22 protein-coding genes, 1 other RNA gene and 1 pseudogene are annotated in these 21,920 nt (G+C 52.8%); 19 read left to right on the forward strand and 5 right to left on the reverse strand.

Features of this window, described 5'->3' with window-relative positions:
- Positions 1-147 precede the first annotated feature (147 nt).
- From ACYVRB_RS02465 to ACYVRB_RS02535, 15 genes and pseudogenes are all read left to right on the forward strand, one after another.
- Positions 148-666, forward strand: a complete 519-nt coding sequence (locus tag ACYVRB_RS02465; RefSeq protein ID WP_461213333.1) for a VanZ family protein — start codon at positions 148-150, stop codon at positions 664-666.
- Between the two features lie 97 nt (positions 667-763).
- Entirely contained in the window at positions 764-1,507 is a 744-nt protein-coding gene (locus ACYVRB_RS02470; RefSeq protein ID WP_461213334.1) for a YebC/PmpR family DNA-binding transcriptional regulator, read from the forward strand.
- A gap of 109 nt (positions 1,508-1,616) precedes the next feature.
- Positions 1,617-2,465: pseudogene (locus ACYVRB_RS02475) on the forward strand (ATPase, T2SS/T4P/T4SS family).
- A complete protein-coding gene (locus tag ACYVRB_RS02480) occupies positions 2,465-3,424 on the forward strand; it encodes a type II secretion system F family protein (protein WP_461213335.1) in 960 nt (319 codons plus the stop codon). Before ACYVRB_RS02475 ends, ACYVRB_RS02480 begins: the two are co-directional and overlap by 1 nt.
- Positions 3,425-3,439: 15 nt before the next feature.
- On the forward strand, positions 3,440-3,757 hold the full coding sequence (locus tag ACYVRB_RS02485; protein ID WP_461213337.1) for a type II secretion system protein: 318 nt from the start codon (positions 3,440-3,442) through the stop codon (positions 3,755-3,757).
- Positions 3,754-4,194 (forward strand): prepilin-type N-terminal cleavage/methylation domain-containing protein, encoded by a 441-nt coding sequence (locus ACYVRB_RS02490; RefSeq protein ID WP_461213338.1) that lies wholly within the window; start codon positions 3,754-3,756, stop codon positions 4,192-4,194. The genes ACYVRB_RS02485 and ACYVRB_RS02490 overlap by 4 nt, the downstream gene beginning before the upstream one ends.
- 8 nt (positions 4,195-4,202) lie before the next feature.
- The gene (locus tag ACYVRB_RS02495) at positions 4,203-4,469 is read left to right on the forward strand and encodes a hypothetical protein (RefSeq protein ID WP_461213340.1); all 267 of its coding nucleotides are present in this window, start codon (positions 4,203-4,205) and stop codon (positions 4,467-4,469) included.
- Positions 4,426-4,992, forward strand: a complete 567-nt coding sequence (locus ACYVRB_RS02500) for a hypothetical protein (RefSeq protein WP_461213341.1) — start codon at positions 4,426-4,428, stop codon at positions 4,990-4,992. Before ACYVRB_RS02495 ends, ACYVRB_RS02500 begins: the two co-directional genes overlap by 44 nt.
- 248 nt (positions 4,993-5,240) lie before the next feature.
- Positions 5,241-6,251 (forward strand): class I SAM-dependent methyltransferase, encoded by a 1,011-nt coding sequence (locus tag ACYVRB_RS02505; protein ID WP_461213342.1) that lies wholly within the window; start codon positions 5,241-5,243, stop codon positions 6,249-6,251.
- 8 nt (positions 6,252-6,259) lie between these two features.
- A complete protein-coding gene (locus ACYVRB_RS02510; RefSeq protein WP_461213343.1) occupies positions 6,260-7,459 on the forward strand; it encodes an acetate/propionate family kinase in 1,200 nt (399 codons plus the stop codon).
- A 2-nt stretch (positions 7,460-7,461) separates the two neighbouring features.
- On the forward strand, positions 7,462-7,914 hold the full coding sequence (locus tag ACYVRB_RS02515; RefSeq protein ID WP_461213344.1) for a hypothetical protein: 453 nt from the start codon (positions 7,462-7,464) through the stop codon (positions 7,912-7,914).
- A gap of 142 nt (positions 7,915-8,056) precedes the next feature.
- Positions 8,057-9,403 (forward strand): amino acid permease, encoded by a 1,347-nt coding sequence (locus ACYVRB_RS02520; RefSeq protein WP_461213346.1) that lies wholly within the window; start codon positions 8,057-8,059, stop codon positions 9,401-9,403.
- A 166-nt stretch (positions 9,404-9,569) separates the two neighbouring features.
- Complete coding sequence (locus ACYVRB_RS02525; protein ID WP_461213347.1) at positions 9,570-12,239, forward strand: glycoside hydrolase family 65 protein; 2,670 nt, start codon at positions 9,570-9,572, stop codon at positions 12,237-12,239.
- 16 nt (positions 12,240-12,255) lie between these two features.
- Entirely contained in the window at positions 12,256-12,942 is a 687-nt protein-coding gene (pgmB, locus tag ACYVRB_RS02530) for a beta-phosphoglucomutase (protein WP_461213348.1), read from the forward strand.
- The gene (locus tag ACYVRB_RS02535) at positions 12,935-13,702 is read left to right on the forward strand and encodes a Cof-type HAD-IIB family hydrolase (RefSeq protein ID WP_461213349.1); all 768 of its coding nucleotides are present in this window, start codon (positions 12,935-12,937) and stop codon (positions 13,700-13,702) included. Before pgmB ends, ACYVRB_RS02535 begins: the two co-directional genes overlap by 8 nt.
- 49 nt (positions 13,703-13,751) lie before the next feature.
- On the opposite strand, the gene ACYVRB_RS02540 is transcribed toward ACYVRB_RS02535, so the two are convergent.
- Both ACYVRB_RS02540 and yaaA read right to left on the reverse strand, forming a co-directional pair.
- Positions 13,752-14,060, reverse strand: a complete 309-nt coding sequence (locus tag ACYVRB_RS02540) for a DUF2628 domain-containing protein (RefSeq protein WP_461213351.1) — start codon at positions 14,058-14,060, stop codon at positions 13,752-13,754.
- Positions 14,061-14,118: 58 nt separating this feature from the next.
- On the reverse strand, positions 14,119-14,868 hold the full coding sequence (gene yaaA, locus ACYVRB_RS02545; protein WP_461213353.1) for a peroxide stress protein YaaA: 750 nt from the start codon (positions 14,866-14,868) through the stop codon (positions 14,119-14,121).
- A 178-nt stretch (positions 14,869-15,046) separates the two neighbouring features.
- Between yaaA and ilvD the strand changes: the two genes are divergently transcribed.
- Positions 15,047-16,744 carry a dihydroxy-acid dehydratase gene (ilvD, locus tag ACYVRB_RS02550; RefSeq protein WP_461213354.1) on the forward strand — a complete coding sequence of 566 codons (1,698 nt, stop codon included), beginning with the start codon at positions 15,047-15,049 and terminating at the stop codon, positions 16,742-16,744.
- Positions 16,745-16,896: 152 nt separating this feature from the next.
- Positions 16,897-17,238 (forward strand): metal-sulfur cluster assembly factor, encoded by a 342-nt coding sequence (locus ACYVRB_RS02555; protein ID WP_461213356.1) that lies wholly within the window; start codon positions 16,897-16,899, stop codon positions 17,236-17,238.
- Between the two features lie 143 nt (positions 17,239-17,381).
- On the opposite strand, the gene ACYVRB_RS02560 is transcribed toward ACYVRB_RS02555, so the two are convergent.
- Both ACYVRB_RS02560 and ACYVRB_RS02565 read right to left on the reverse strand, forming a co-directional pair.
- The gene (locus ACYVRB_RS02560; protein WP_461213357.1) at positions 17,382-18,845 is read right to left on the reverse strand and encodes a sensor histidine kinase; all 1,464 of its coding nucleotides are present in this window, start codon (positions 18,843-18,845) and stop codon (positions 17,382-17,384) included.
- On the reverse strand, positions 18,842-19,564 hold the full coding sequence (locus tag ACYVRB_RS02565; RefSeq protein WP_461213359.1) for a response regulator transcription factor: 723 nt from the start codon (positions 19,562-19,564) through the stop codon (positions 18,842-18,844). Before ACYVRB_RS02565 ends, ACYVRB_RS02560 begins: the two co-directional genes overlap by 4 nt.
- Before the next feature lie 177 nt (positions 19,565-19,741).
- Here ACYVRB_RS02565 and ssrA point away from each other — a divergent pair.
- Positions 19,742-20,106: a transfer-messenger RNA gene (ssrA, locus tag ACYVRB_RS02570) on the forward strand.
- Between the two features lie 179 nt (positions 20,107-20,285).
- Here the strand turns inward: ssrA and ACYVRB_RS02575 are convergent.
- Positions 20,286-21,263, reverse strand: a complete 978-nt coding sequence (locus ACYVRB_RS02575; RefSeq protein ID WP_461213360.1) for a DMT family transporter — start codon at positions 21,261-21,263, stop codon at positions 20,286-20,288.
- Positions 21,264-21,422: 159 nt separating this feature from the next.
- Between ACYVRB_RS02575 and ACYVRB_RS02580 the strand changes: the two genes are divergently transcribed.
- Entirely contained in the window at positions 21,423-21,857 is a 435-nt protein-coding gene (locus tag ACYVRB_RS02580) for an ACT domain-containing protein (RefSeq protein WP_461213361.1), read from the forward strand.
- Positions 21,858-21,920 lie beyond the last annotated feature (63 nt).

Genomic DNA, 21,920 nt, shown 5'->3' on the forward strand with positions numbered 1-21,920 from the left:
AAGGGCCGGCACCCACCAAACCCGACCTATACCACCATCCAAAAGACATCCCAAAGAGGACTTACGCTGCCGGACAGTGGGCGTATGGCTTTTCGTGAAAGTGTGAGAAGCTTGTGGTATGCTGATAGCTTGAAAGGATGGGGGATAATGGTCAAAATAATTCGCCAGAATAAATGGCTTTTGTTGGCGTTGCTCGTCATCTTGACGTTGTTTGTGAGCTCAAGCATGACCTATAGAGAGCAAACCAGCATTCCTTTTTTACAACGGTATTTCCCTAACCAGCCTGGATTGCACCTGTTAAGCAAGATTCATTTTCAATATGCTGGCGAACCGGTCAGTGTAGCGACCAGCGGCTATTATGCTTTCGTGGAGTTTTTCATGCGCAAGGCAGCGCATGTGACGACTTATTTCCTCATCGGGGTGTTTGGGAGTTTAGGTTTGCGCGCGTATGTCAAGCCGACATGGTTACGGGCACTGTTGACCGTGTTGTCGACCTGCGGCTTAGCAGCGTTAGATGAATTTCATCAGATGCTGACGGGAGATCGCCAGCCGACCTTCGACGACGTGGCACTAGATACGATTGCGGCATTGATCGGGGTGGTTTTGGTGTTAGTAATTTCGGCGCTCTGGCACAGAAAATCCCATCGTGGCGTTGTTCGTCGGTGATTTTTTTGGTACACTGATAACGTTTATGAATTATCTACGACAATTAGGTCCAGATAACTCAGAAGTGCATATCAATTCAGAAAAGAGGGTTTAAATTATGTCAGGACATTCCAAATGGCATAACATTCAGGGACGTAAGAACGCCCAAGATGCTAAGCGCGGAAAAATTTTCCAAAAGATCTCCCGTGAACTTTTCATGGCAGCTAAGCAAGGTGGTTCTGACCCCGCGAACAACCCATCGCTACGTTTGGTCATGGATAAAGCCCGTGCGGCGAACATGCCTAAAGACAACGTTAAGCGTGCTTTAGATAAGGCTGACGGTGGCGACGCAACCAAGTACGACGAAGTCACTTATGAAGGTTACGGCCCGGCCGGCATTGCGGTGTTGGTCGAAGCGTTGACCGACAACAAGAACCGGACCAGTTCCTCTGTCCGTGTCGCGATTACGCGTCACGGCGGGACGATGGCCGGTGCCGGGGCGGTGTCGTACATGTTCGATCGCCGTGGGATGTTTGTGATCGATCGTGAAGACCTCGATGTCGATGAAGATCAGATGTTTGAAGCCGTCTTGGAAGCTGGTGCGGAAGATCTCCAGACGACGGATGATGAATTTACCATCTACACCGACCCGAAGGACTTCACGGCGGTGCGCGATTCCCTTGAAGCGCAAGGCTTTAAGTTTACCACCAGTGAATTGACCATGGTGCCACAAAACACTGTGCCGGTTCCTCCTGATAAGTTGGAAACGATGCAAAACATGATCGACGCCTTAGAAGACGACGATGATGTACAAAACGTTTATACCTCTGCTGAATGGCCAGATGAAGAAGAGGCGCAATAAGTTTTTTCAAATCCTGCGACTGAATTTTTGTCGCAGGATTTTTTTTGCCCTTTTTCACGAATATATGAGACGAGAGCGATATAAATCGCTCGGTGAAGGAGGTGAGGCGATGGAGGATCTGTTCGCGTGGTTGCAGCAGGCCGTTGCCCAGCATGTCAGTGATGTGTATCTACTGCCGCGAGGCGCGAAATACGGATTGTTTTTCCGGTTGCCGCCAGGTGTCGTTGAACAGGACCAAGTGCCTAGCGACGTGGCGGAGCGTTGGGTGAACTACCTGAAATATCAGGCGGGCATGAATGTGGCGGAACACCGGCGGGTGCAACTTGGTGCATTGGTGCTGGCCAAGCCGTCGGTGACCCTGCGGCTGAGTAGCGTTGGCGATGTGAACCACCAAGAGACCCTGGTCGCGCGTTTGATCTATGGCATCCCACCACTGGATGCTTACAGCCAAAAATCGGTCGCCACCCTGCTACCGCTGGTGCAACAACGCGGATTGTTGGCGATGTGCGGAGCCACTGGCAGTGGTAAGACCACCTTGTTATATCAGCTGGCGGAAGCACTACCGCCTGAATTGATGGTGATGACGATCGAAGACCCGGTGGAGATCTTGCATCAACGCTTCTTGCAACTGCAAGTCAACCCAGCGGCGGAGATGGATTATGCCGCACTGTTGTAAGCGGCACTGCGGCACCGTCCGGATGTATTAATCATCGGTGAGATCCGTGACGGGCAGACAGCACAAGCCGCCTGTGAAGCCGCGGTTAGCGGGCACATCGTGTTGGCGACAGTGCACGCCAAAAGTGCCGCCTTAGTGCCGCTACGCTTGCAGACGTTGGGTGTTTCCGAGACCTTGGTGGCCGCCGCTTTGGTCGCCAGTGTTGCTGTGCAATTGGTGTTTACGCCACAGGTGCACGCCCAACTCGACTTGCAGGTTTTTGCTGCTGAAGGGAGGCGCTGATGCGACGATTGCGATTGGCTGAGCAACTGCGGGCCTGTCAGCTCTTGGCCGAGTTGCTGGCCGCTGGTTTCACCCTCGATCAAGGTCTGGTTTACTTGAGTGTCGCCATGCCCAAGGCCAAAACCGTCTGGCAAAGTGTGCAAGCAACAATGAATGCTGGTGAGGACTTCGCCAAGGCCTTAAAGATTGCCGGCTTTCATCAGCTGATCAGTGATCAAGTGGCTCTTTCTGCCGTGCACGGTCAGTTGGCAGATAGCTTGCAACACGCCGGTGCATATTTGCAGCTCCAGGTGCAAAATCGCCGGCGCCTACGTCAACTGCTAGTGTATCCGGCAATCTTGATGGGTCTGCTAGTGGGATTGCAGTTAGTGTTGTGGTTAGGTGTCTTGCCGGCGTTGCAGCTGGCGCCGGGGCAGTCTTGGCGCTGGCAGATCGGCATCGTTGCGGTGCTGGTGATTGTTGGCATTGGTGTGGTGATCGCGGCGAGGTGGTTGCCGCCGTTGCAACGGTATCGCTTGAGTCTGTATGTACCAGGATTGCGCCAGTTGGTCATCGGGTATTACCAATATCAATTTATGATCGGTGCCAGCCAGTTTCTAGCAGCCGGTGAAGAGCTGGTGGCGTATTGCCACCAGCTGGCGGTGATGCCAGAAGCGGTGTTGCGGCATGTTGGCCAAAGTGTGGTCGAGGCGTTAGATGCCGGTCAGTCGCTCAACAAGGCTTTACGCCAACCGCTGATCTACCCACCGGCGGCAGAACTGTTCCAGCTCGGTCAACCTGCGTCACTAGTTCAAGCCGGTGTGGCGATGTTTTCCCGTAGCTTGTTTGATCAGCTCAGTCAGCGATTTGAACGTCTCTTGACGCTGGTCCAGCCGGTGATGTTTTTGCTGATTGGCGGGCAGATCGTATGGGTGTATATGGACATTTTAGGCCCGCTTTATTCGAGTATTGGACGATGAAAGAGAGGTGAGGTGATGGCAATACGAAAACGAGGGTTCACGCTGATCGAAGTCTTGGCAGCGTTGGGCATCATCATCGTGTTGACGATGACACTGGTGGTGACCATCAGAGGCCAAGTCCAGCGCGCTAATCAGCAGAACCTCCAATCAGCGATGGAGACCATGAATATGCAGATCGCCGTTGCGTATGATCAGGTGGGAAAAAAGACCAGTGACTTCAACAGCGCAGCAAGTCTGGCTAGTGCTGGCATCATTTCTGAGAGCCAAAAGGAACAGGCTGACAAGCTGAAGTATGATACAAGCACGGACCCACCTAAGTTTACGTTGAAATGAGAAGGCGCGGGTTCACCTTGATCGAGGTGTTAGTTGCTTTGATGATCAGTGTGGCGGCAATGCTGACCACGTTGCAGCTTGGTCGCGCTTGGTGGCAGACTGAAGCTGAAAACCAGTTTTTGTTGGCGTTTGAGCGTAACTGGCGGCACTTGATGCAACAGGCACGTATCGAACACGTGATGGTGAAGGTGACTTGGAACGCGGAGGCAAGGAAGTTTAGATTTATCCGCTATTCCCCAGCGAAAAGGGCGATCGTGACGTTGATGGTGCCGGCATCATTGAAGGTGAAGACCATCGGGCCGACGACCGATATCATTTGGCATCCTAGTCTTCACTTCACCGAAATTCGCACGTATGAGTTTCGTCGCGCGTCCGGGCGGAAGGTGACGTTTTCTAGTCAGTTAGGATGGGGGGAGTTGATACGCCACGACGAATGAAAGGTTTGTTGATTGCAGAACACCTCGGCGCGTTGCTGGTAATTACTATGGGCGTGGCGTGGGTCGCAGGCGTAGCGAGTTATGGAGCCGTCATCTTGACGCCTTTGCGTGAAGAAGCCAGTGCAATGCATGCCGCCAATGTTGCGTTGCAAACCGGGGCCACCATCGTACTTGTCGGGGAGCGTCGTTGGCAGGTCAAGTTGACGCGGACAGTGATCGAGGTAACAAGCGATGACGCACAATTTACGTTCACGCCAGGGAACAACTCTGATTGAGACACTGGTGGCGTTAGGTCTGTTGGTGCTGCTGATCGGATTAGGGACACCGTTGTTGCGGCTGGCCGCCCAATCGCGTTGGCAAGACGGCGAGTTTCAGGCGGTCGCTGCGTTTGACGAGAGCCTGCAGACGAGTGCTGAAGAAACTACGATTTTACAACTCACCACTGACATCCTAAAGTTTACCAATGGGGAGACAGTTCAATGGCTGGTGTTTTATCAAAAAAGTGATGCCGACCCGGGCATGTTGCGAATGATCGACATCGATCAAAATGGCCACATGCCCATGCTCATCGGGGTGCAGGCTATCCGGTGGCAACAGCATGATAGAACCATCAGCTATCTGTTAACGATGGCCAGCGGACGGCGTTATGAAGGGGTGGTGGTCAGTAAATGGAATCAAAAACGGCAGCGCACTGATGTTTGCACTGGTGATCTTAGGTACGATCACGCTCATCAGTGTGCCGGTATACCAAACTATGGTTCAGTGGCGTACCGGGTATCTGCAGATCATCAAACATGAGCGCGCGGCAGTGAATGTTCACTATCAAGAGTGGCTAGCCCGTGAATCAAATTAAGGAAGTGGTGAGACACGAGATTGTTTTGGCATGTTAAGACGCAATAGAAGGCGTGTGTGGCTTCAAGCACACGCCTTTTTGCTGTCGCCATCATCATTGATTTGCAGTAAATCGCGTCAAAAATTGGCTGGCGGTTGAAAGTCAGTGACGGGATGAGTAAAATTGATAGGATATGAACAAGGAGGGTCCGCGAGTGGCAAATGAAGATTTGAAGCGCCTGTACGACGTTTTGGAAGCAACGACGGCGCGTTTGCATCAAGAGTTGAAAACTAGCTATCTCGATGCGGCGGTTGAGTCTGGTGAAGATCTGATGAATCAAACGGTTCATCAAGAAGATGGCATTCCTGGCGCCAAAGCAACTGCAGCCTTGGCAAAAGAATATGCTAAGGTCAACTGGCACGATTATTCGCCAGAAGAATTGCGGCAAGCTTTGCAGTTGGTGTTGGTCAAGGCGGTGCAAGTCGACGGCATCGAGCCTAACAAACAAGTGACGCCAGACGCAATGGCGAGCTTAGCGACCTTTATTGCCACGACTTTTCATCCGCAGATGCCGGATAAGCTACTGGTGGTCGATCCGACTGCTGGTAGCGGTAACTTGTTATTTGCCGTCATGAATCAGTTGCAAGCCGCGACCAAAACGACCGTGCAAGGCGTCGGGATCGATAACGACGAAACCCTACTGGCGTTTGCCGGCATGAGCAGTGCGTTGCAGCAACTTGATGTGCAACTCTACCATCAAGATGCGCTGGACCAGACGCTGGTGCAAGATGCCGACATTGTCGTTGCGGATCTACCGGTCGGTTATTATCCGCTTGACGAACGGGCCAAAGGTTTTGCCACCGCGGCCAAGTCGGGACATTCTTACGCGCATCACTTGTTGATCGAACAAGGGTTGAAGCTGTTGAAGCCAGGTGGCCTAGGCCTGTTTTACGTGCCTGCCGGGGTGTTCCAAACCAATGAAGCCAAAGGGCTGACGGCATGGATGACCAAGGCGGCCTATTTCCAAGGTCTCTTGAATCTGCCTGCGGCATTTTTCGCTAAGCAAGATGCTCAAAAGTCGCTCCTGGTCCTACAAAAGCCAGGCGCCGGTGCCGTTCAAGCACCGCAAGTATTGCTGGGCACCTTCCCTGATCTCAACGACCGTCAGGCGTTTGGGGAGTTCATTGCCAAGGTCAAGGCCTGGGCACAAGCAAATCTCAGTTAGGAGGAGCTATGGCTAAAATTCTTGCCATCAACGCTGGCAGTTCGACGCTGAAGTGGCGACTGTTTGCCATGCCGGAAGAAACATTGCTGGCCAAAGGGTTGATCGACCGCATGGGGATGCGGCAGTCAACCATCACGATGGATGTCGCCGGCAAGCGCGTGATTTCCCGCGAACAAGATATGCCATCGACTGCCGCTGCGGTCGCGGCAGTCATGAACGCGTTGAAGGAATCTGGCGTTATTACCGACCTTGCAGAGTTGCAAGGCGTCGGTCATCGAATCGTTGCCGGCGGCGAGGCGTTCACGGAATCAGAGGTGTTGACACCGGCAAAGTTGGCGCAGATCGATACGCTGGCGGAGTTTGCGCCATTGCACAATCCCCCTGAAGCGGCAGCAGTGCGGGCATTCGCCCGGCGCCTGCCACAGGTGCCACAGGTTGGGGTTTTTGATACGGCGTTTCATACCAGCATGCCACCGATGAACTACTTGTATGCGATCAAACGCGAGTATTATGAACAATATGGGGCGCGTAAGTACGGTGCGCACGGCACCAGTCATCGTTATGTGGCCGGTCGTGCCGCGGCGCTTTTAGACCGGCCATTGAGTAGTCTGCGGCTAGTTTCGATGCATCTAGGCAGTGGTTCGTCGGTGACCGCAATCAAAGACGGGCGCTCGTATGACACGTCGATGGGCTTCACGCCGGTGGCCGGCTTGACGATGAGTACCCGTAGCGGCGACATCGACCCGTCGCTGGTCGCGTTTTTGATGCAAAAGCAACATATTCGGGATTCTCAGCAGATGATCGACGAGCTCAATCGTGAGTCCGGGTTGTTGGCACTGTCGGATCTGTCGCCTGATATGCGCGAGCTGGAAGCGACTGCACCGACACGCGAAAAGTCGCAGTTGGCACTGGACGTCTTCGCCAACCGCGTGGTCAAATACGTCGCTGGGTATATCGCCGAGCTCGGAGGCGCGGATGCGTTGATTTTCACCGCCGGTATTGGCGAAGCAGATGCAGCGATGCGAGAGCGCATTATCGCCGGTCTGTCGGTGTTCGGAGTGCGTTTGGATCCAGATCAAAACGCCAACGCCGAAGGGGAGACCGTGATCTCGACGGCAGATTCGCGGATGCGGGTGTTGATGATTCCGACCAATGAAGAGTTAATGATCGCCCGTGATGTCCAAGCCTTGACCAGTCAGGGGGAATAAGGATGCTAATCGATATCTTTTATATGTTGATCTTGATCGTTGCGATCGGGGTCAGCGTTTGGTTACGGACTCAGATCGTGATCCCGGCGCGACCGCACTGGTTTTGGCGCTGGCTGTTTATCGTCGCCGCGGCCATGGTTGCCGCAGCAACTTGGGTAACGAGCTCGACGCTCGATGGCTATCTCACTGGGCTTTTCATCTGCGGTATGTTTTTGGTGTTTGCCGCCTGGCGTCGGGGGTTGACGACGGTCAGTGTCGTCAACGGGCTTGGTAGTGTGCGGCAATACACGAACCTGTCTGCGATTCAATTGCAACAAGACGGCACCGGCTGTCTGTTGCATGCGATGGTGGGCGCATCTCCGATCGTCCGGTTGCGGTTTGCACAATCACCTGAGACCTTGGCGGCTTTTTTGCAAGCGCACTGGGATCCCAAGCGGGTGATTATAATTCACTGAACAAAACCGCATGATTATGGGTAAATACAGCAGAACATTCGAAATCGACGGTTGAGGCGGCGCTTATCGGCGGCGCCTTTTTGAATTCTGTTTGCAACTCGCGAACACTCGTGTATAATACTTGGTATGTTTGGAGGTAGCTATGGCACAAAACAATGAACCAGAACTGGCGCGTAACTTGAAGAGCCGCCATGTTCAGCTGATGGCGATCGGCGGCACGATCGGTACCGGCCTTTTTCTCGGCGCTGGGCAATCGATTCACCTTGCTGGGCCATCGATCCTGCTTGCCTATTTGATGGCAGGCGGAATGTGCTTCATGTTGATGCGAGCGCTCGGGGAACTGCTGATGTCTGATCTTAGCCAGCACTCGTTCATCGATTTCATCAAAAAATACTTAGGGCGTGATTGGGCGTTCGTCACCGGCTGGACCTATTGGATCTGCTGGGCGGCGCTGGCCATGGCAGAAGTTACCGCCGTCGGGACCTACATTCGCTTTTGGCTCCCGCATGTCGCGCAATGGATACCGGGGCTTATCACGCTGGTGATCTTGCTTTTGGTCAACTTGATTTCAGTCGGTCTGTTTGGCGAAGCAGAATTTTGGTTCGCGTTGATCAAGGTTGTGGCAATCATTGCGTTGATCGCCATCGGGATCGTGTTGGTTGCCGTGGGTTACCACACCGACCACGGCCAGGCAAGTTTAATGAACTTGGTCAATTATGGGGGCTTTTTCCCAAGAGGGGCGACGGGCTTCTTCATGGCCTTTCAGATGGTCGTGTTTTCCTTCACCGGCATCGAGCTGGTGGGTTTGACCGCCAGTGAAACTGCAGATCCCAAGACGACCATTCCAGATGCCATCAACAAACTCCCGATCCGGGTGATCTTGTTTTACATCGGGGCGTTGTTGGTGATCATGGCCATTTACCCTTGGAACACCGTGAGCCCAAGCAGCAGTCCGTTTGTTACCGTGTTTTCCAACATTGGTGTCAATGCCGCGGCAGACATCGTTAATTTCGTCGTGCTGACCGCTGCGGCCTCGGCCTGCAACTCAGGGTTGTACAGTACCGGGCGCATGTTGTTTTCGCTGTCGTTGGAAAGCAAAAATCCGAAGCTCCATCGCTGGGCCCATTTGTCCCGGCGGCAGGTGCCAGCGCGCGCTTTGGCAGCTTCCGCGGCTGTGATCGCCATCGCGGTGGTCTTGAACATCTTCTTGCCATCGTCAGTGTTCACCTTAGTCACCAGTGTGGCGACGATCAGCTTCTTGTTTGTCTGGGTGATGATTATCTTGAGCCACTTGCGCTATCGCAAGCTTAATCCGGCGGGTAGTAGCTATAAAGCCCCTTTACATCCGCTTGGCGATATTTATGTGTTGGCGTTTTTGGCGATGGTTGTGATTGTGATGTTGTTTACCAAAGAAACCGCGATCGCCGAAGGGCTTGCCGTGATCTGGATCGGGGGGTTATACCTCAGCCAGCGTCTGCGTAAAGCCTGACTTAAACATCGGAAAATATTCCGATGTTTTTTTGTGCAATGGCCATAAGTTGTCATAATATAAATATTAAGTTTTATACAAATATTGTTAAATCAAGAATAGTTGCTTGTTTCAGAAAATCGATTTAACATAAACTTGACAATTGATTTCTGAAAGAAGGATTTTGATGAAGACAGTTTCGTTAAGTGTCACCGATCAGGCGATGACCTTCACGAACATGGCCGATCGTTACTTACCGCGGCAGGTCACCATCACTTTTGATCCGAACCAGAGCATCGGTGCGAATTTGGAGCGATTGCGTGATCAGCTGGTGGGGCAAGACATCGACGCGTTCGTATTGGTCAATCCGTTGACTTACCCGTTTTCTGACACCGTTGTTGGCCTGAATCACCGGCGAATCGACATTGGCCTTGCGCTGATGAACATGTTGAACGTGCCGGTGGTCGCCCAGCAAACCGTCGCCAAGATCGGCTTGGAAAAAGCCGTGGCAAACAAGCGCGAATATGCCAGCTGGCACCTCGATTATTACGGCCAATATACTGGCGTGAGAAACCGTGGCCAAGAAGCGATGCTTACGATTGGCAACGGGTACTATGGCCTTCGCGGCGCCTATGTCGAAGCGCAAACTGACGCAGATAATTATCCAGGCTTCTATGTTGCCGGCGGTTATGACCAAAGCACTAGCGATGTCCAAGGCCGCCAGGTTACCAATGAAGACTTGGTCAACTTGCCCAACCCGCAGTTGCTCAGCTTCAGCGTCGATCACGGCAAGCGGTTCACGATTCGCAAAAGTGACATTCAAGATGTATACCGTAGCCTCGACTTGCGCACCGGACAGCTACATACCACGATGCTGATCGCATTGGGCACCGGGCATCAGCTGATCGTTGAAAGCCTCAAGGTGGCAGATTTTGATGACTATCATCGCTTAGGAATCCGTTATCGCCTGACGCCGTTGAATTTCGCCGGCACGATTCAGGTTTACGCCGGCATCGATGGCAAGGTGCAAAACGCAAACGTTGCGCGCTACGCAGATCTTAACGGCGAACACCTCAACATCGAAGGCACCAGCGGCCGTCAAAATGGCGCAGTGCTCGCCGGTGCCTTCAAACAACAAGACCTCAAATTTGCGATCGCCAGCCGGCTTTTTACCAGCGACGAACAAGCGCTGGCAGGATTGGTGACTAGCACCGACGAATCGAGCATTGAACAGACGTTGTCATTTGCCGTTGAGCCACAGCAAACCATTACCGTTGATAAGCTGGTCACGCTGTATACCTCGCGGGAAACCTCGGGTAACGTTGCCCAAGAGGCGGCAGAGGGGCTTAAAGGCGCCGAGTTTGCGACAATCGCCAAGCACGCGGCGAGCCATTACCAACACGTTTATGATGATGGCGACATCGTGATCCAAGGTGATCTGACCAGTCAAAAACTGTTGCGAGTCAACCTGTTTCACCTGAGTGTGGCCGGCTCTGCTTTGGCGGATCCGGCGTTGGACGCTTCTGTTGGTGCGCGCGGGTTGCACGGTGAAGCTTATCGCGGACATATTTTCTGGGATGAAGTGTTCATGATGCCATATTATGCCCAACATGCGCCCAAGGTTGCCAAGGGGATGCTGATGTATCGCTATCGGCGGCTGGATGCGGCCAAGGCGGCGGCTGTTGCTGTCGGGGCTAAAGGCGCCATGTATCCTTGGCAGTCTGCAAGCACCGGCGATGAGCAATCACAGGCGACCCATCTCAATCCGTTGACCAACACCTGGATGCCAGACCGTTCACGGCTACAACGGCACGTCAGCTTAGCAATCGCGTATGACATCTGGTTATACGATCATCTCAATCCCGACCCAGACTTCATGCAAACTGCCGGCTGGCCGATGCTGACGGCGATTGCCCAGTATTGGTTGAGTCAATGTCAGCGCGATGCTAAAACCAAACGCTATCACATCACAGGCGTCATGGGACCAGATGAGTTCCACGAACGGTATCCTGGGGCCGATCACGATGGCTTAGACGACAACGCGTACACCAATTTGATGGTGGCTTGGCTGTTCAAGTTGTTGACGCAAGCAGATTCAAAAGGGCTTGACGTTGCAGACAAAAAACGGTTCGATACGGTCCGGCGCCACCTGACGTTAAACATCAGCAAGTCTGGTATCATCGAACAGTTTGCCGGATACGAGAAGCTGGCGCGGCTGGATTTTGATGCGTTCCATAAACAATATGGTGACATCGCTCGTCTCGATCGGTTGTTGAAGGCGCGTGGCACCAGCGCCGATTCCTACCAAGTGGCAAAACAGGCCGACGCGCTGATGGCGTTTTACCTGCTCGACGAGCCGACTGTGCGCGGTTTGATCACCGACATGGGCTATCAGTTGCCGGCGGATTATTTCATCCAGAACCTGCAATTTTACCTCGATCGCACTACCCATGGCTCGACGCTGTCGCGGATCGTCTATGCGATGCTCGACGCGCAAGCCGGCCACCAAGATCAGGCGTGGTCGTTGTATCATCAGGCATTGTTGTCTGATTACTATGATATCCAAGGTGGCACCACCGCTGAAGGCCTACACCTAGGGGTGATGGGCGCGACCTTGGATGTGGCAACGCGGGTGTTTGGCGGGATCAATGTCCGCAATGATCGCGTGGTCGTCAAGCCTAAGCTGCCAACGGTTTGGTCGAAGATGCAAACGACGGTGCACGCCCAAAACGTCAGCTATCACTTCGACATCGAGCCGCAACGTCTAACGGTAACAGCTGATCACGACGCGGCGATTCAAGTCGGGGATAAGGATTACCATCTGCAGGCCGATCAACCGCAAACCTTGAACTACTAGAGAAAGGAAAAGATAAATGACAACGATGAGTCAGATAAAAGGGGTATTGTTCGATCTTGATGGGGTCATCACCGATACGGCGCGGCTTCATTCGCAAGCATGGCAGACGATTGCCAAGCAGGTCGGGGCGACATGGACGCCAGCGTTAGCAGACCAGCTCAAGGGGATTGACCGGATGCAATCGCTAGAGCTGATCCTGGCCGCCGCCAATCGTGAAAACGATTATACTGATGCGCAAAAACAAGCCTTTGCCACCGCGAAAAACGAACGCTATCTGGATTTGGTGGCAAGCCTAACGCCAACCGATATCGAGCCAGGGATCCGGGTCTTCCTCGACAGCTTGCAGCAACACGGATATCGCCTGGCCTTGGCGTCATCGTCAAAAAATGCGCCAACCGTGTTGCAGCATTTGGGGCTGGCCGAGTTTTTCACACATATCGTCGATCCCGCCAAGCTTGAGCATGGCAAGCCGGCGCCGGATATCTATGAACAAGCCGCCGCGGCCATCGACCTGGCACCTGAGGCCTGCCTCGGGATCGAGGACGCGGCTAGCGGCGTGGCGTCGATCAACGCCGCCGGAGCGACTGCCGTTGGGATCGGTGATCCGAAAGAATTGGCCGGTGCGGCAGTGATTTTACCGGACACGGCCTCTTTGACGCTGACCAACCTCCAAAAGGCACTGGGAGGTGACCTGCTTGGTTAAAGCAATCGTCTGCTTTGATCTCGATGGGACGCTGTTGCAACCCGATCATATGCCTGCTACTGACACCGTTGAAGCGCTTGAACAGTTGCGGGCCAACGGTAGTTTGCCGGTGATCGCCACCGGTCGCAATCGCTTCGAAGTGGCTTCAGCCATCGCGGCAAGTGGCATCGATTCGCTGATCGCCGCCAACGGTGCGTATGTGCAACTTGCTGGTCAAGGTGTCGCAGAACACCGGCTGGATAAGACGCTGATCGCTAAGTTCAATGCGTATGCTGCCGCGCATAACGAGCCGGTGGCCTGGTACGACCAAGACGGCCTGGCGTTGAGCACGACTTCCGCTGACACCATCGACAATTATCACGCGTTAGGGTTTGATGCGCCGGTGGATCCTGATTGGTGGCGGGAGCACCACGTTGATTTCATGTTTGTCTTCGATCGTCGCCACGACCGCGAGTTGCAACAAGCCTTTGCCGGCGAGCTGGCGATGGTGCGGAATAATCCGCGCGGGCTGGACGTGGCGACCAATGGGGTGTCTAAGGCGACAGGCCTGCGTGAGTTGGTGGCGGCCGGTGGTTTTGAAGGCGTCCCGACTTATACGTTTGGTGATGCCGCCAACGACCTGCCACTGTTTGGCGCAGTCGACCATCCCATCGCGATGGGCAACGGGACGCAGGCGGTAAAAGACGCCGCAGAATTTGTGACCGGCGATTTTCGTCATGGCGGTATCGCTCAAGGTCTGCGCTATTATCATCTTATCTGAAGTCCATCATAAAAAGCACTTCGCGAAGGCGAAGTGCTTTTTGCGTGGTTCAGGCGGTGAAACCGCGTTGGTTGAGGATGTCGCGACTGAAAGTGTCGCTGGGTTGATAGCCGTCTCGCAACAAGTCGTTGATATACAGCTTGTTGTAGATGAAGGCAAAGATGATGCTGACGACTCCGACGGAAATCCCGAAGGTGAAGGTGCCGGTCAAGATCTGAATGAGCGCGATGATCAGCGCCCATTTCCAATCCCCGCGAAACAAAGCGGGAAAGAACCCGAAGAAAAACGTCGTCCACGAAAAGCCGACCTTAGGCTGCTTGATCTGGTGGGTGCGTGGGTTGGTGAGATTGATATGCATAGTGTCTCCTCCAAGAATTACACTTTTTGCAAGCATACCACATCTGTTCGCTGGTAGGTTAAGCTTCGGTCAAAAACACGAATTCTTCTGCGCTACTGTAAGTTGGGGCAAAATGATACAGCGGATGGTCGAAGGCGTCGATCCCATCCGCTGTGGTGACGTTGTTTTCGGCGAGAAAGCGGACCATCGCACCGCGGGCAATTTTGGCCTTGGTGGCACAGGTTTTGATGCGGCCGTTGACAAGATGGCCGAAACGGACATCGACGAGGCGTTCGCCAGGCTGAAGAAACGGACGAATGGCTTTGGCATATTCAGCAGAAGCGAGGTTGATCACAGGACCTTGGGTGAAATCCAAGGCATCGTGCAGGCGGCTACCCCAAAAGGCATAGAGATCCTTGGCGCCACCGACAGCCAGGCGACTACCCATCTCTAAGCGATAAGGGACGATCGCGTCAAACGGGCGCAAGATGCCATAAAATCCCGACAGGATCCTGAGGTTGGTCTGAATGTATTGCAACGCGGATTCGGTGAATAGATCCGGTGCCATCGATTGGTACTGCACACCCACGAAGGCAATGATGGCAGGTGTCAGCGGTGCTTGCTCGAGGCGTAATTGTTGAAGTTGGCGAAAACTTTCAGTAGCCAGCTTGTCGCTGCACGCCCAGATTTTCTGGAGCTGATCGCGATCCAAGGTCCGGAGGGTTGCAAGAATTTGTTTGGTTTGATCGAGATATTGCGGATAGGCCTGAGGTGCGAAACTGTCGGGGTCGATCCGCATTTTTTTGGCTGGGGCGATGATGAGCTGCATGGTGTTCTCCTGATTCGATGAGGTTGAAGTGAGCGAGGTTAATGTCAATTAATCTAACTAGTTTGGACAAAATTATTCTGTGAATCAACTTATTAAAGTGTTAGAATTCAATTAGAACGTGGTGGCAGTAGCTACTGTGTTTACATATCACATACGTTTTTGAAAGGAGCGTCATCATATGGCAAAAGAATTATCAGGCGATGAGCTGCGGATCCGCAGTCACGTTTATGATGGCATCGTTAAGTCTGCCAACCGCGCGATGATGCGTGCCACCGGCATGCAAGATGAAGACTTTAAGAAGCCGATCGTCGGCGTCATCAGCACTTGGGCAGAAAACACGCCTTGTAACATGCATCTAGACGGTTTAAGTCGCGATGCGAAAAAAGGGGTTCAAGAAGCTGGCGGCTGGCCAGTGCAATTTGGGACCATCACCGTTTCTGATGGGATCTCGATGTCGACGCCTGGGATGCGTTATTCCTTGCCGAGCCGCGACATCATCGCTGACTCGATGGAAGCCGCAGTTGGCGGCCACAACGCTGATGCGCTGGTCGCAGTCGGTGGTTGTGATAAGAACATGCCAGGTAGCTTGATTGCGATGGCCAACGCCGATATTCCGTCAATCTTTGTTTATGGTGGCACGATCATGCCAGGCAAACTCGATGGCAAAGACATCGACTTGGTTTCGGTTTTTGAAGCGGTCGGGGCAATGAACGCCGGCGAAATGTCTAAAGAAGAAGTTCGCCAGATCGAATGCAACGCCTGCCCAGGCCCTGGTGCGTGTGGCGGGATGTATACCGCTAACACCATGGCTTCTGCGATCGAAGTCATGGGGATGAGCCTGCCAGGTTCAGCCTCCCATCCTGGCATCTCCGATGAAAAGCACAAAGACGTTGAAGAAGCCGGCAAGGCCGTTATCAACTTGTTGAAGAAGGGAATCTACCCACACGACATCTTAACCCGCGAGGCCTTCGAAAACGCCTTGACCGTCATCATGGCTCTCGGTGGTTCCACCAACTCTGTTTTGCATCTGCTGGCAATCGCGCATGCCGCCAATGTCGAAATGACCATCGACGACTTCAACACTTTCCAGAAGAAGGTGCCACATCTTGCTGATTTGAAGCCATCAGGCAAATACGTCATGTACGACTTGTACAAGGCCGGCGGTGTCACTGCCGTTGAAAAGTTGCTGTTGAAAAACGGCTACCTGCACGGCGACTGCATGACCTGTACCGGCAAGACCGTTGCCGAAAACCTCGAAGACTTCCCAGATCTGACCCCTGGCCAAAAAGTTATCATGCCGCTTGATCATCCGCTGCGTGAAGACGGCCCGCTGATCATTTTACACGGGAACCTGTCGACTGAAGGCTGTGTTGTCAAAGTTTCCGGCTTGAAGACTCGTCGTCACGTCGGCCCAGCCAAAGTGTTCGATAGCGAACAAGCTGCCATCGATGCGGTGATGGCTGATGAGATCGTGCCTGGCGACTGTGTTGTCGTTCGCTACGTCGGTCCTAAAGGCGGCCCTGGCATGCCAGAAATGCTGACGTTGTCCGGGTTGTTGAGTGGTAAAGGCCAAGGGGAATCGGTTGCGCTCTTGACTGACGGTCGGTTCTCCGGTGGGTCTCACGGCTTCGTTGTCGGCCATATCGCCCCAGAAGCCCAAGATGGTGGCAACATCGCCTTGTTGAAGACCGGTGATACGATCATCATCGACCAAGACACCCGCGAATTGACCATGGATGTTTCCGACGAAGAGTTAGCTGAACGCCGCAAGCATCTGGTTATCCCACCATTGGAGACTCGTGGTGTCTTGGGCAAGTATGCGCACTTAGTAAGTAGCGCGGCTACCGGTGCCACTACCGATTTCTGGAAAAAGTAACCAAGAACGGCATCAACCAGACTTCGCGGTGGCGATAAGGTAGCTTGGAAGGTGTTGGCTTTGCCAACGTGTGACCAAGCTGACTTATTTCTGACCGCGTTGGCTGATGCAGCTCGATGTAACCCTGCATTAATGTGAAAGGATCAGATACAATGCGTGATGACATCAAGATTAATGACCGAGCGGCCGCCCTTGGCGAGCAGCTTGAAGAAAAGTTTTCGACGATCATGGAACCGGAGCTAGGCGTGGATATTTATAACCTCGGCTTCATTTACGCGATCGACTTAGATGAAAACGGGCACTGTGATGTTGTCATCACTTTCTCCGAATTAGGTTGTTCGTGTGTCGCCGATGTACCAGAGCAGATCGTGAAGGAACTGAAGACGTTGCCCGGAATCGATTCCGTGAAAGTGGAAGTGGTCTGGTCGCCTTCTTGGCAGATGACGCGGATCTCACGTGCCGGGCGGATGATGCTTGGCATTAGCGTGCACTGAGCAATCATGGTCAAGCAAGCCCTCGAGTTAGCGCTCGAGGGCTTTTTGCTGTGGCTTGGAACAAAAAATGCCGTCACACCAGCTGTCAACAGCAAGGTGACGGTATTTTTGGAGGACGGGTGCAACGCAGCGACACACCCAGGTTATTTGGTGTGTGTGATCGGGGCTTGCTTTGGTGCGGTTTCTTCGTCGGGAAAAGTCAGTGTGAAGGTGGTGCCTTGATCTGGCTTGGAGTCGACTTTAATCGTGCCGCCGTGGCGGGTAACGAGCTGGTGAACGATTGCTAAGCCCAAGCCGGATTCACCGTACTTGGTATTCTTGCGGGAAGGGTCGGCCTTGTAGTAACGTTCCCAGATGTTTTTGACCTGCTCTTCGCTCATCCCGATACCAGTGTCTTGCACGCTGAATTCAGTTTGATGGTAACCGATTTTGGCGCTGATGGTGATCGTGCCGTTTTGCGTGAACTGAATGGCGTTTTGGGTGATGTTGAACAGCACCTGTACGAAGCGATCGTGATCAGCGTAAACCGGCACAGAATCCTCGGCATTTAAGACCAACTTGTCGCCGGAAGCCTCGGCCTTTTGTTTCAGCTGCGCGACGATGTCGTGCAGGGCCTCGGTGGCGTTGAAGGTCTGTTTGTTCAACAAGATCTGATTCGTGCGAATCTTCTCGTAGTCGAGGTTTTCGTTTACCAAGCGGATCAGGCGCTTGGTTTCTTTCTGCATCAAGGCGATAGATTCACCCTTAGATTCTTCGGGGATCGCGTCGTAGGCGAGGCCTTCCAAAAGACCGTTGATCGTCGTCAGCGGTGTGCGCATCTCGTGAGCCGCGTCGGCCATGAACTGCCGGCGCCGCTCTTCTTGGCGATGGATCTCGGCTTGAGATTCGCGCAAGGAAGCCACCATGTCTTGAAAATCATCACCCAGTGCCGCCACTTCATCTTTGCTTTTGTGATCAAATTTGACTTGGACGTCGTAGTCGCCTTCCGCCACTTGATGGGTGGCTTGACGCAGACGGTTGATCCGGTTGACTTGATAGCGCGCCAAGAAATACGACACGATCATCGCAGCCAGCAGTGACAGCAAGAAAGCGACCACCAGGTTCTTTTCGGTTTGCTGGATCGATGACTGAATGTTTTCCACTGGGGCAAATGCCGCGATCACAAATAGTAGTTTTTGGCTCAGAAAAACAGGCTTGTAGTAAATGGTCATCCGTTGTTGCTTGCCGTTTTGCGGGTTGGTGGTCAGCTCAGGCAATGCCACTGTATCGCCTTGTTTGAGTTTCTGCCAATACTTGCTGGCAATCGCTTGTGGCGCTGCGCCTGGCATGTTGGGGTAGCGCGCGGTGTTAGTGGCGTCATAGATCATGAAGTGGACGTTTTGTTTGGCGAGGATCTGTTCAGCGTTTTGGATGAATTGCGTGTTGATCAGGTAGGTGTTTTGGTCAACGGCTTGGTCTTTCAAAACATCTGTGTATTGTTCCAGTTGGTTGAAGCTGTTTTCCCACACCGTGTTGGTCGTGCTTCTGATGAACAGCAAGCTGACGATCGTCAACATTAACGCGATCACACCAAAAAACGCCAGCATCTGTTGGTAGAGTAATTTCATTTGGTATCCATTCCGGAGTCATCGAACTTATAGCCGACGCCCCAAACCGTCTGGATGATCTGCGGGCCGACTTTTTCGATTTTCTGCCGCAGTTTCTTGATGTGGGCATCGACGGTCCGCTCGTCACCATAGTATTCATAATCCCACACCAGTTGTAACAGCTGTTCACGGGAGAAGACCTGTTTGGGGCTTTGGGCCAGCGTGTGCAGCAAGTCGAACTCCTTAGGGGTCAGTCCTTCGATCGCAACGCCGTCGAGATAGGCCTCACGTGTCTTTGTCGAAAGCTTGAAGTGGTTGGTGATGACATCGAAGTCACTGTTGGCTGCGGCCTCAGCAACGGCCTCTGGTGCCGTTTCAGCACGCCGGTGAAGTGCCTTGATGCGTGCGACTAAGGTAATCGGTGAAAATGGCTTAGTGACGTAATCGTCGGCACCCAATTCGAGGCCCAGCACCTGGTCGCTTTCGGTGTCGCGCGCCGTTAACATGATCAATGGCACCGTCTTGGAGAGCTTGCGGATCTCTTGGGCGACTTGCATGCCATCCATTTTCGGCAGGTTCAAGTCGAGCGTAATGATATCAAACGCTTCAGGAGCTTGTTTAAAATCCGCTAAACCGGACTCGCCATCGTAGGCGTTGACGACTTCCCACTGTTCTTTTTTGAAGAACATATCCATCATCTGAGCGACACTTTCATTGTCTTCAATCATAAGAATTTTCATAGTTATCTTCCTCGCAGTTAATTGATGTAACGAGTATAGCAACTGCGCCATAAACCGACCTTAAAATCTGCACAGGCTATAAGTTCAGACTAGCACGCCGTCAAGGCTTTGACAATGAAGCAAAGCGTGAGTTTTTTTGACAAAAAAAAGGGGGCATGCTACGATGATGAGGCATACGGGGGTGTAATGGTCTCGACATTGGTGGCTCGCGCATGTGGTGCACGTCGGAGGGTCGGCTCCGTCAAGAACGCATACAGTTTATTAACTGCAAAAAACAACAATTCTTACGCTTTAGCTGCCTAATAACAGCTTAGCGTGATCGCCGCGTCTTTGCTCAAGGGATGCATAGCGGTCTCAAACTAATTGAGCTACGGACGTCTTTGCCACCTGAGGAGGCGCCAAGAGATAGTAGGTTAGTCCAGTGGCGTTAGCCTTGACTTACGGCGCGGCTGTTGGGCGAAATTTAAATGGTAAGCCTAAACGTGTAGAGCCATATGTAGCGGGGCTGATGGACAGGAGTTCGATTCTCCTCACCTCCAGAGGTCAATAAAAATCGCGGTGTCACGAGCTAGTAAAGCCCACGACACCGCGATTTTTGTTGTAATGGCAGCCATGTTTAGTTTAGTTATCTATCTTAGGACAAACAAATGCCTCCCAGCATAAGCCGTGAGGTATTTGTTTATGCAAGCGATTCGCCAAAAAAGTCACCTGCGCGTCCAGCTTAATGCGGAATCACATTATTGTGGTGATGGAACGGCAACATCTCAGAGACTCGCTCCATGAAGGCTTCGTTGATGAAGCTGATGACGGAACCGAGCAGGATGATCACGACGCCAATGACGGTGGTGGTGGCAATGTGTTCGTGCAAGATGATCATTGCCATGATCGGGGCTAATCCTGGTTTGATAAAGAAGACCAGCGATGCGGTGGAAACGTCTGAATGTTCCATCGCCAAGAAGTAAAACGCAAAGCCCAACCCGGTCACACCGATCCCGATGTAAGCCAGAAGCGGCAAGTGTGCCAGCGAGATGCCTTGAATGATTGGAATCTTAACGAAGCTGGTGGCCGCGGCGCCATGGATCAGATTGGCAACGAACGGCAGATAAGATAAGCCAATGAGAACAAGAAGCTCTAAGGCGCCCGCCAGGAAGGTGCCTGCGGTCATCACGATGCCGTTATAGTTGTAGCGTTGTGAGCCCCAACGAGACAAGATGCTGTACAAGCCAAAGGTCACAGCAGATAGCAAGGCAAGCAGTAAGCCGATGGGTTGGCTAAGGTGTGCGGGGTTGATGATGACGAGCAAGCCGATCACAGACACCACCACCGAGATGACACTGGTCCGCGACAGGGATTCGTGCAAAATCAAAAACGAGAAAAGCAGCGCGAATACGGGGTTGATCGAAAACACCACGGCGACGGTGGCTGCAGGCGCAATGATGACGGAAAGCTGATACAGTGTCATGCTGATGACGACACAGACTAAACCGGTCGCCAAGAAAAGTGGCAAGTGCAAAAAGGCGTTGAGGTGATGCTGATGCAAATAGGTAATCGCCAAGGGAGAAAGGATGATTCCCCCAATCAAAAAACGCAAGAAATTCAGTTGCAGTGCGGAGAAGCTAGCACCAGCCAGTTTCAAGGCAATTTCCATCGAGCTAAACAAGAGCGTTGAGAATAATACGTAACCGAGGGCACGTCGCAAGTTTTCCATCTCCAATTTTATGAAAGCATATGCCAAACATTATAGCACTTTACTGTAACAAATGAGAACACGATTAAGGAATGGTGAACGCTTACTTTTTTGCGCCGCAACGGCGATGTGCATGGTACAATGAAGCCATTGAGAAACGGGGGTTGACTTGTGGATAAATATTACATTGTGGATCGCCGGATCCTACCAGATGTGGTCGCCAAGGTGATCGAAGCACGGACGCTGATCGAAAACGGGCAGGTCCGGCAGGTCTCAGAGGCTGTTAAGCAGGTCGGCATCAGTCGTGGTACCTATTATAAATATAAAGACTACGTGTTCTTGCCTGACACCGGCGTTAATCAGCGTAAAGCCGTGATTTCGTTGATGTTGCATCACGATCGTGGCATCTTGTCTGAGGTGCTGAACACGATGTCCAATGCCGACGCCAGCATCATCACCATTAACCAGAACCTGCCGATCCATGATTGGGCGAGCGTGGTCATCTCATTTGACATCTCGAATCTGAGCGGCTCCTTGGACGACCTGATCGCCGCACTGAAGTTGTCACGCGGCGTCACCGACGTTAATCTGATTTCTGTTGAATAATAAACCAAAACCGGCGTTGCTTCTGTGCATTTGCACAGCATAGCAACGCCGGTTTTGGTTTGT

The organism is Lacticaseibacillus boliensis, from assembly GCF_054784775.1.

What these genes read in the sequence shown, in the direction of transcription:
- ACYVRB_RS02470 (WP_461213334.1), top strand. Translation starts at nt 764, where the DNA reads ATGTCAGGACATTCCAAATGGCATAACATTCAGGGACGTAAGAACGCC.
- ACYVRB_RS02525 (WP_461213347.1), top strand. Translation starts at nt 9,570, where the DNA reads ATGAAGACAGTTTCGTTAAGTGTCACCGATCAGGCGATGACCTTCACG.
- ACYVRB_RS02480 (WP_461213335.1), top strand. Translation starts at nt 2,465, where the DNA reads ATGCGACGATTGCGATTGGCTGAGCAACTGCGGGCCTGTCAGCTCTTG.
- ACYVRB_RS02500 (WP_461213341.1), top strand. Translation starts at nt 4,426, where the DNA reads ATGACGCACAATTTACGTTCACGCCAGGGAACAACTCTGATTGAGACA.
- ACYVRB_RS02485 (WP_461213337.1), top strand. Translation starts at nt 3,440, where the DNA reads ATGGCAATACGAAAACGAGGGTTCACGCTGATCGAAGTCTTGGCAGCG.
- ACYVRB_RS02515 (WP_461213344.1), top strand. Translation starts at nt 7,462, where the DNA reads ATGCTAATCGATATCTTTTATATGTTGATCTTGATCGTTGCGATCGGG.
- ACYVRB_RS02520 (WP_461213346.1), top strand. Translation starts at nt 8,057, where the DNA reads ATGGCACAAAACAATGAACCAGAACTGGCGCGTAACTTGAAGAGCCGC.
- ACYVRB_RS02490 (WP_461213338.1), top strand. Translation starts at nt 3,754, where the DNA reads ATGAGAAGGCGCGGGTTCACCTTGATCGAGGTGTTAGTTGCTTTGATG.
- ACYVRB_RS02555 (WP_461213356.1), top strand. Translation starts at nt 16,897, where the DNA reads ATGCGTGATGACATCAAGATTAATGACCGAGCGGCCGCCCTTGGCGAG.
- ilvD (WP_461213354.1), top strand. Translation starts at nt 15,047, where the DNA reads ATGGCAAAAGAATTATCAGGCGATGAGCTGCGGATCCGCAGTCACGTT.
- yaaA (WP_461213353.1), bottom strand. Translation starts at nt 14,868, where the DNA reads ATGCAGCTCATCATCGCCCCAGCCAAAAAAATGCGGATCGACCCCGAC.
- ACYVRB_RS02565 (WP_461213359.1), bottom strand. Translation starts at nt 19,564, where the DNA reads ATGAAAATTCTTATGATTGAAGACAATGAAAGTGTCGCTCAGATGATG.
- ACYVRB_RS02465 (WP_461213333.1), top strand. Translation starts at nt 148, where the DNA reads ATGGTCAAAATAATTCGCCAGAATAAATGGCTTTTGTTGGCGTTGCTC.
- ACYVRB_RS02510 (WP_461213343.1), top strand. Translation starts at nt 6,260, where the DNA reads ATGGCTAAAATTCTTGCCATCAACGCTGGCAGTTCGACGCTGAAGTGG.
- pgmB (WP_461213348.1), top strand. Translation starts at nt 12,256, where the DNA reads ATGACAACGATGAGTCAGATAAAAGGGGTATTGTTCGATCTTGATGGG.
- ACYVRB_RS02560 (WP_461213357.1), bottom strand. Translation starts at nt 18,845, where the DNA reads ATGAAATTACTCTACCAACAGATGCTGGCGTTTTTTGGTGTGATCGCG.
- ACYVRB_RS02540 (WP_461213351.1), bottom strand. Translation starts at nt 14,060, where the DNA reads ATGCATATCAATCTCACCAACCCACGCACCCACCAGATCAAGCAGCCT.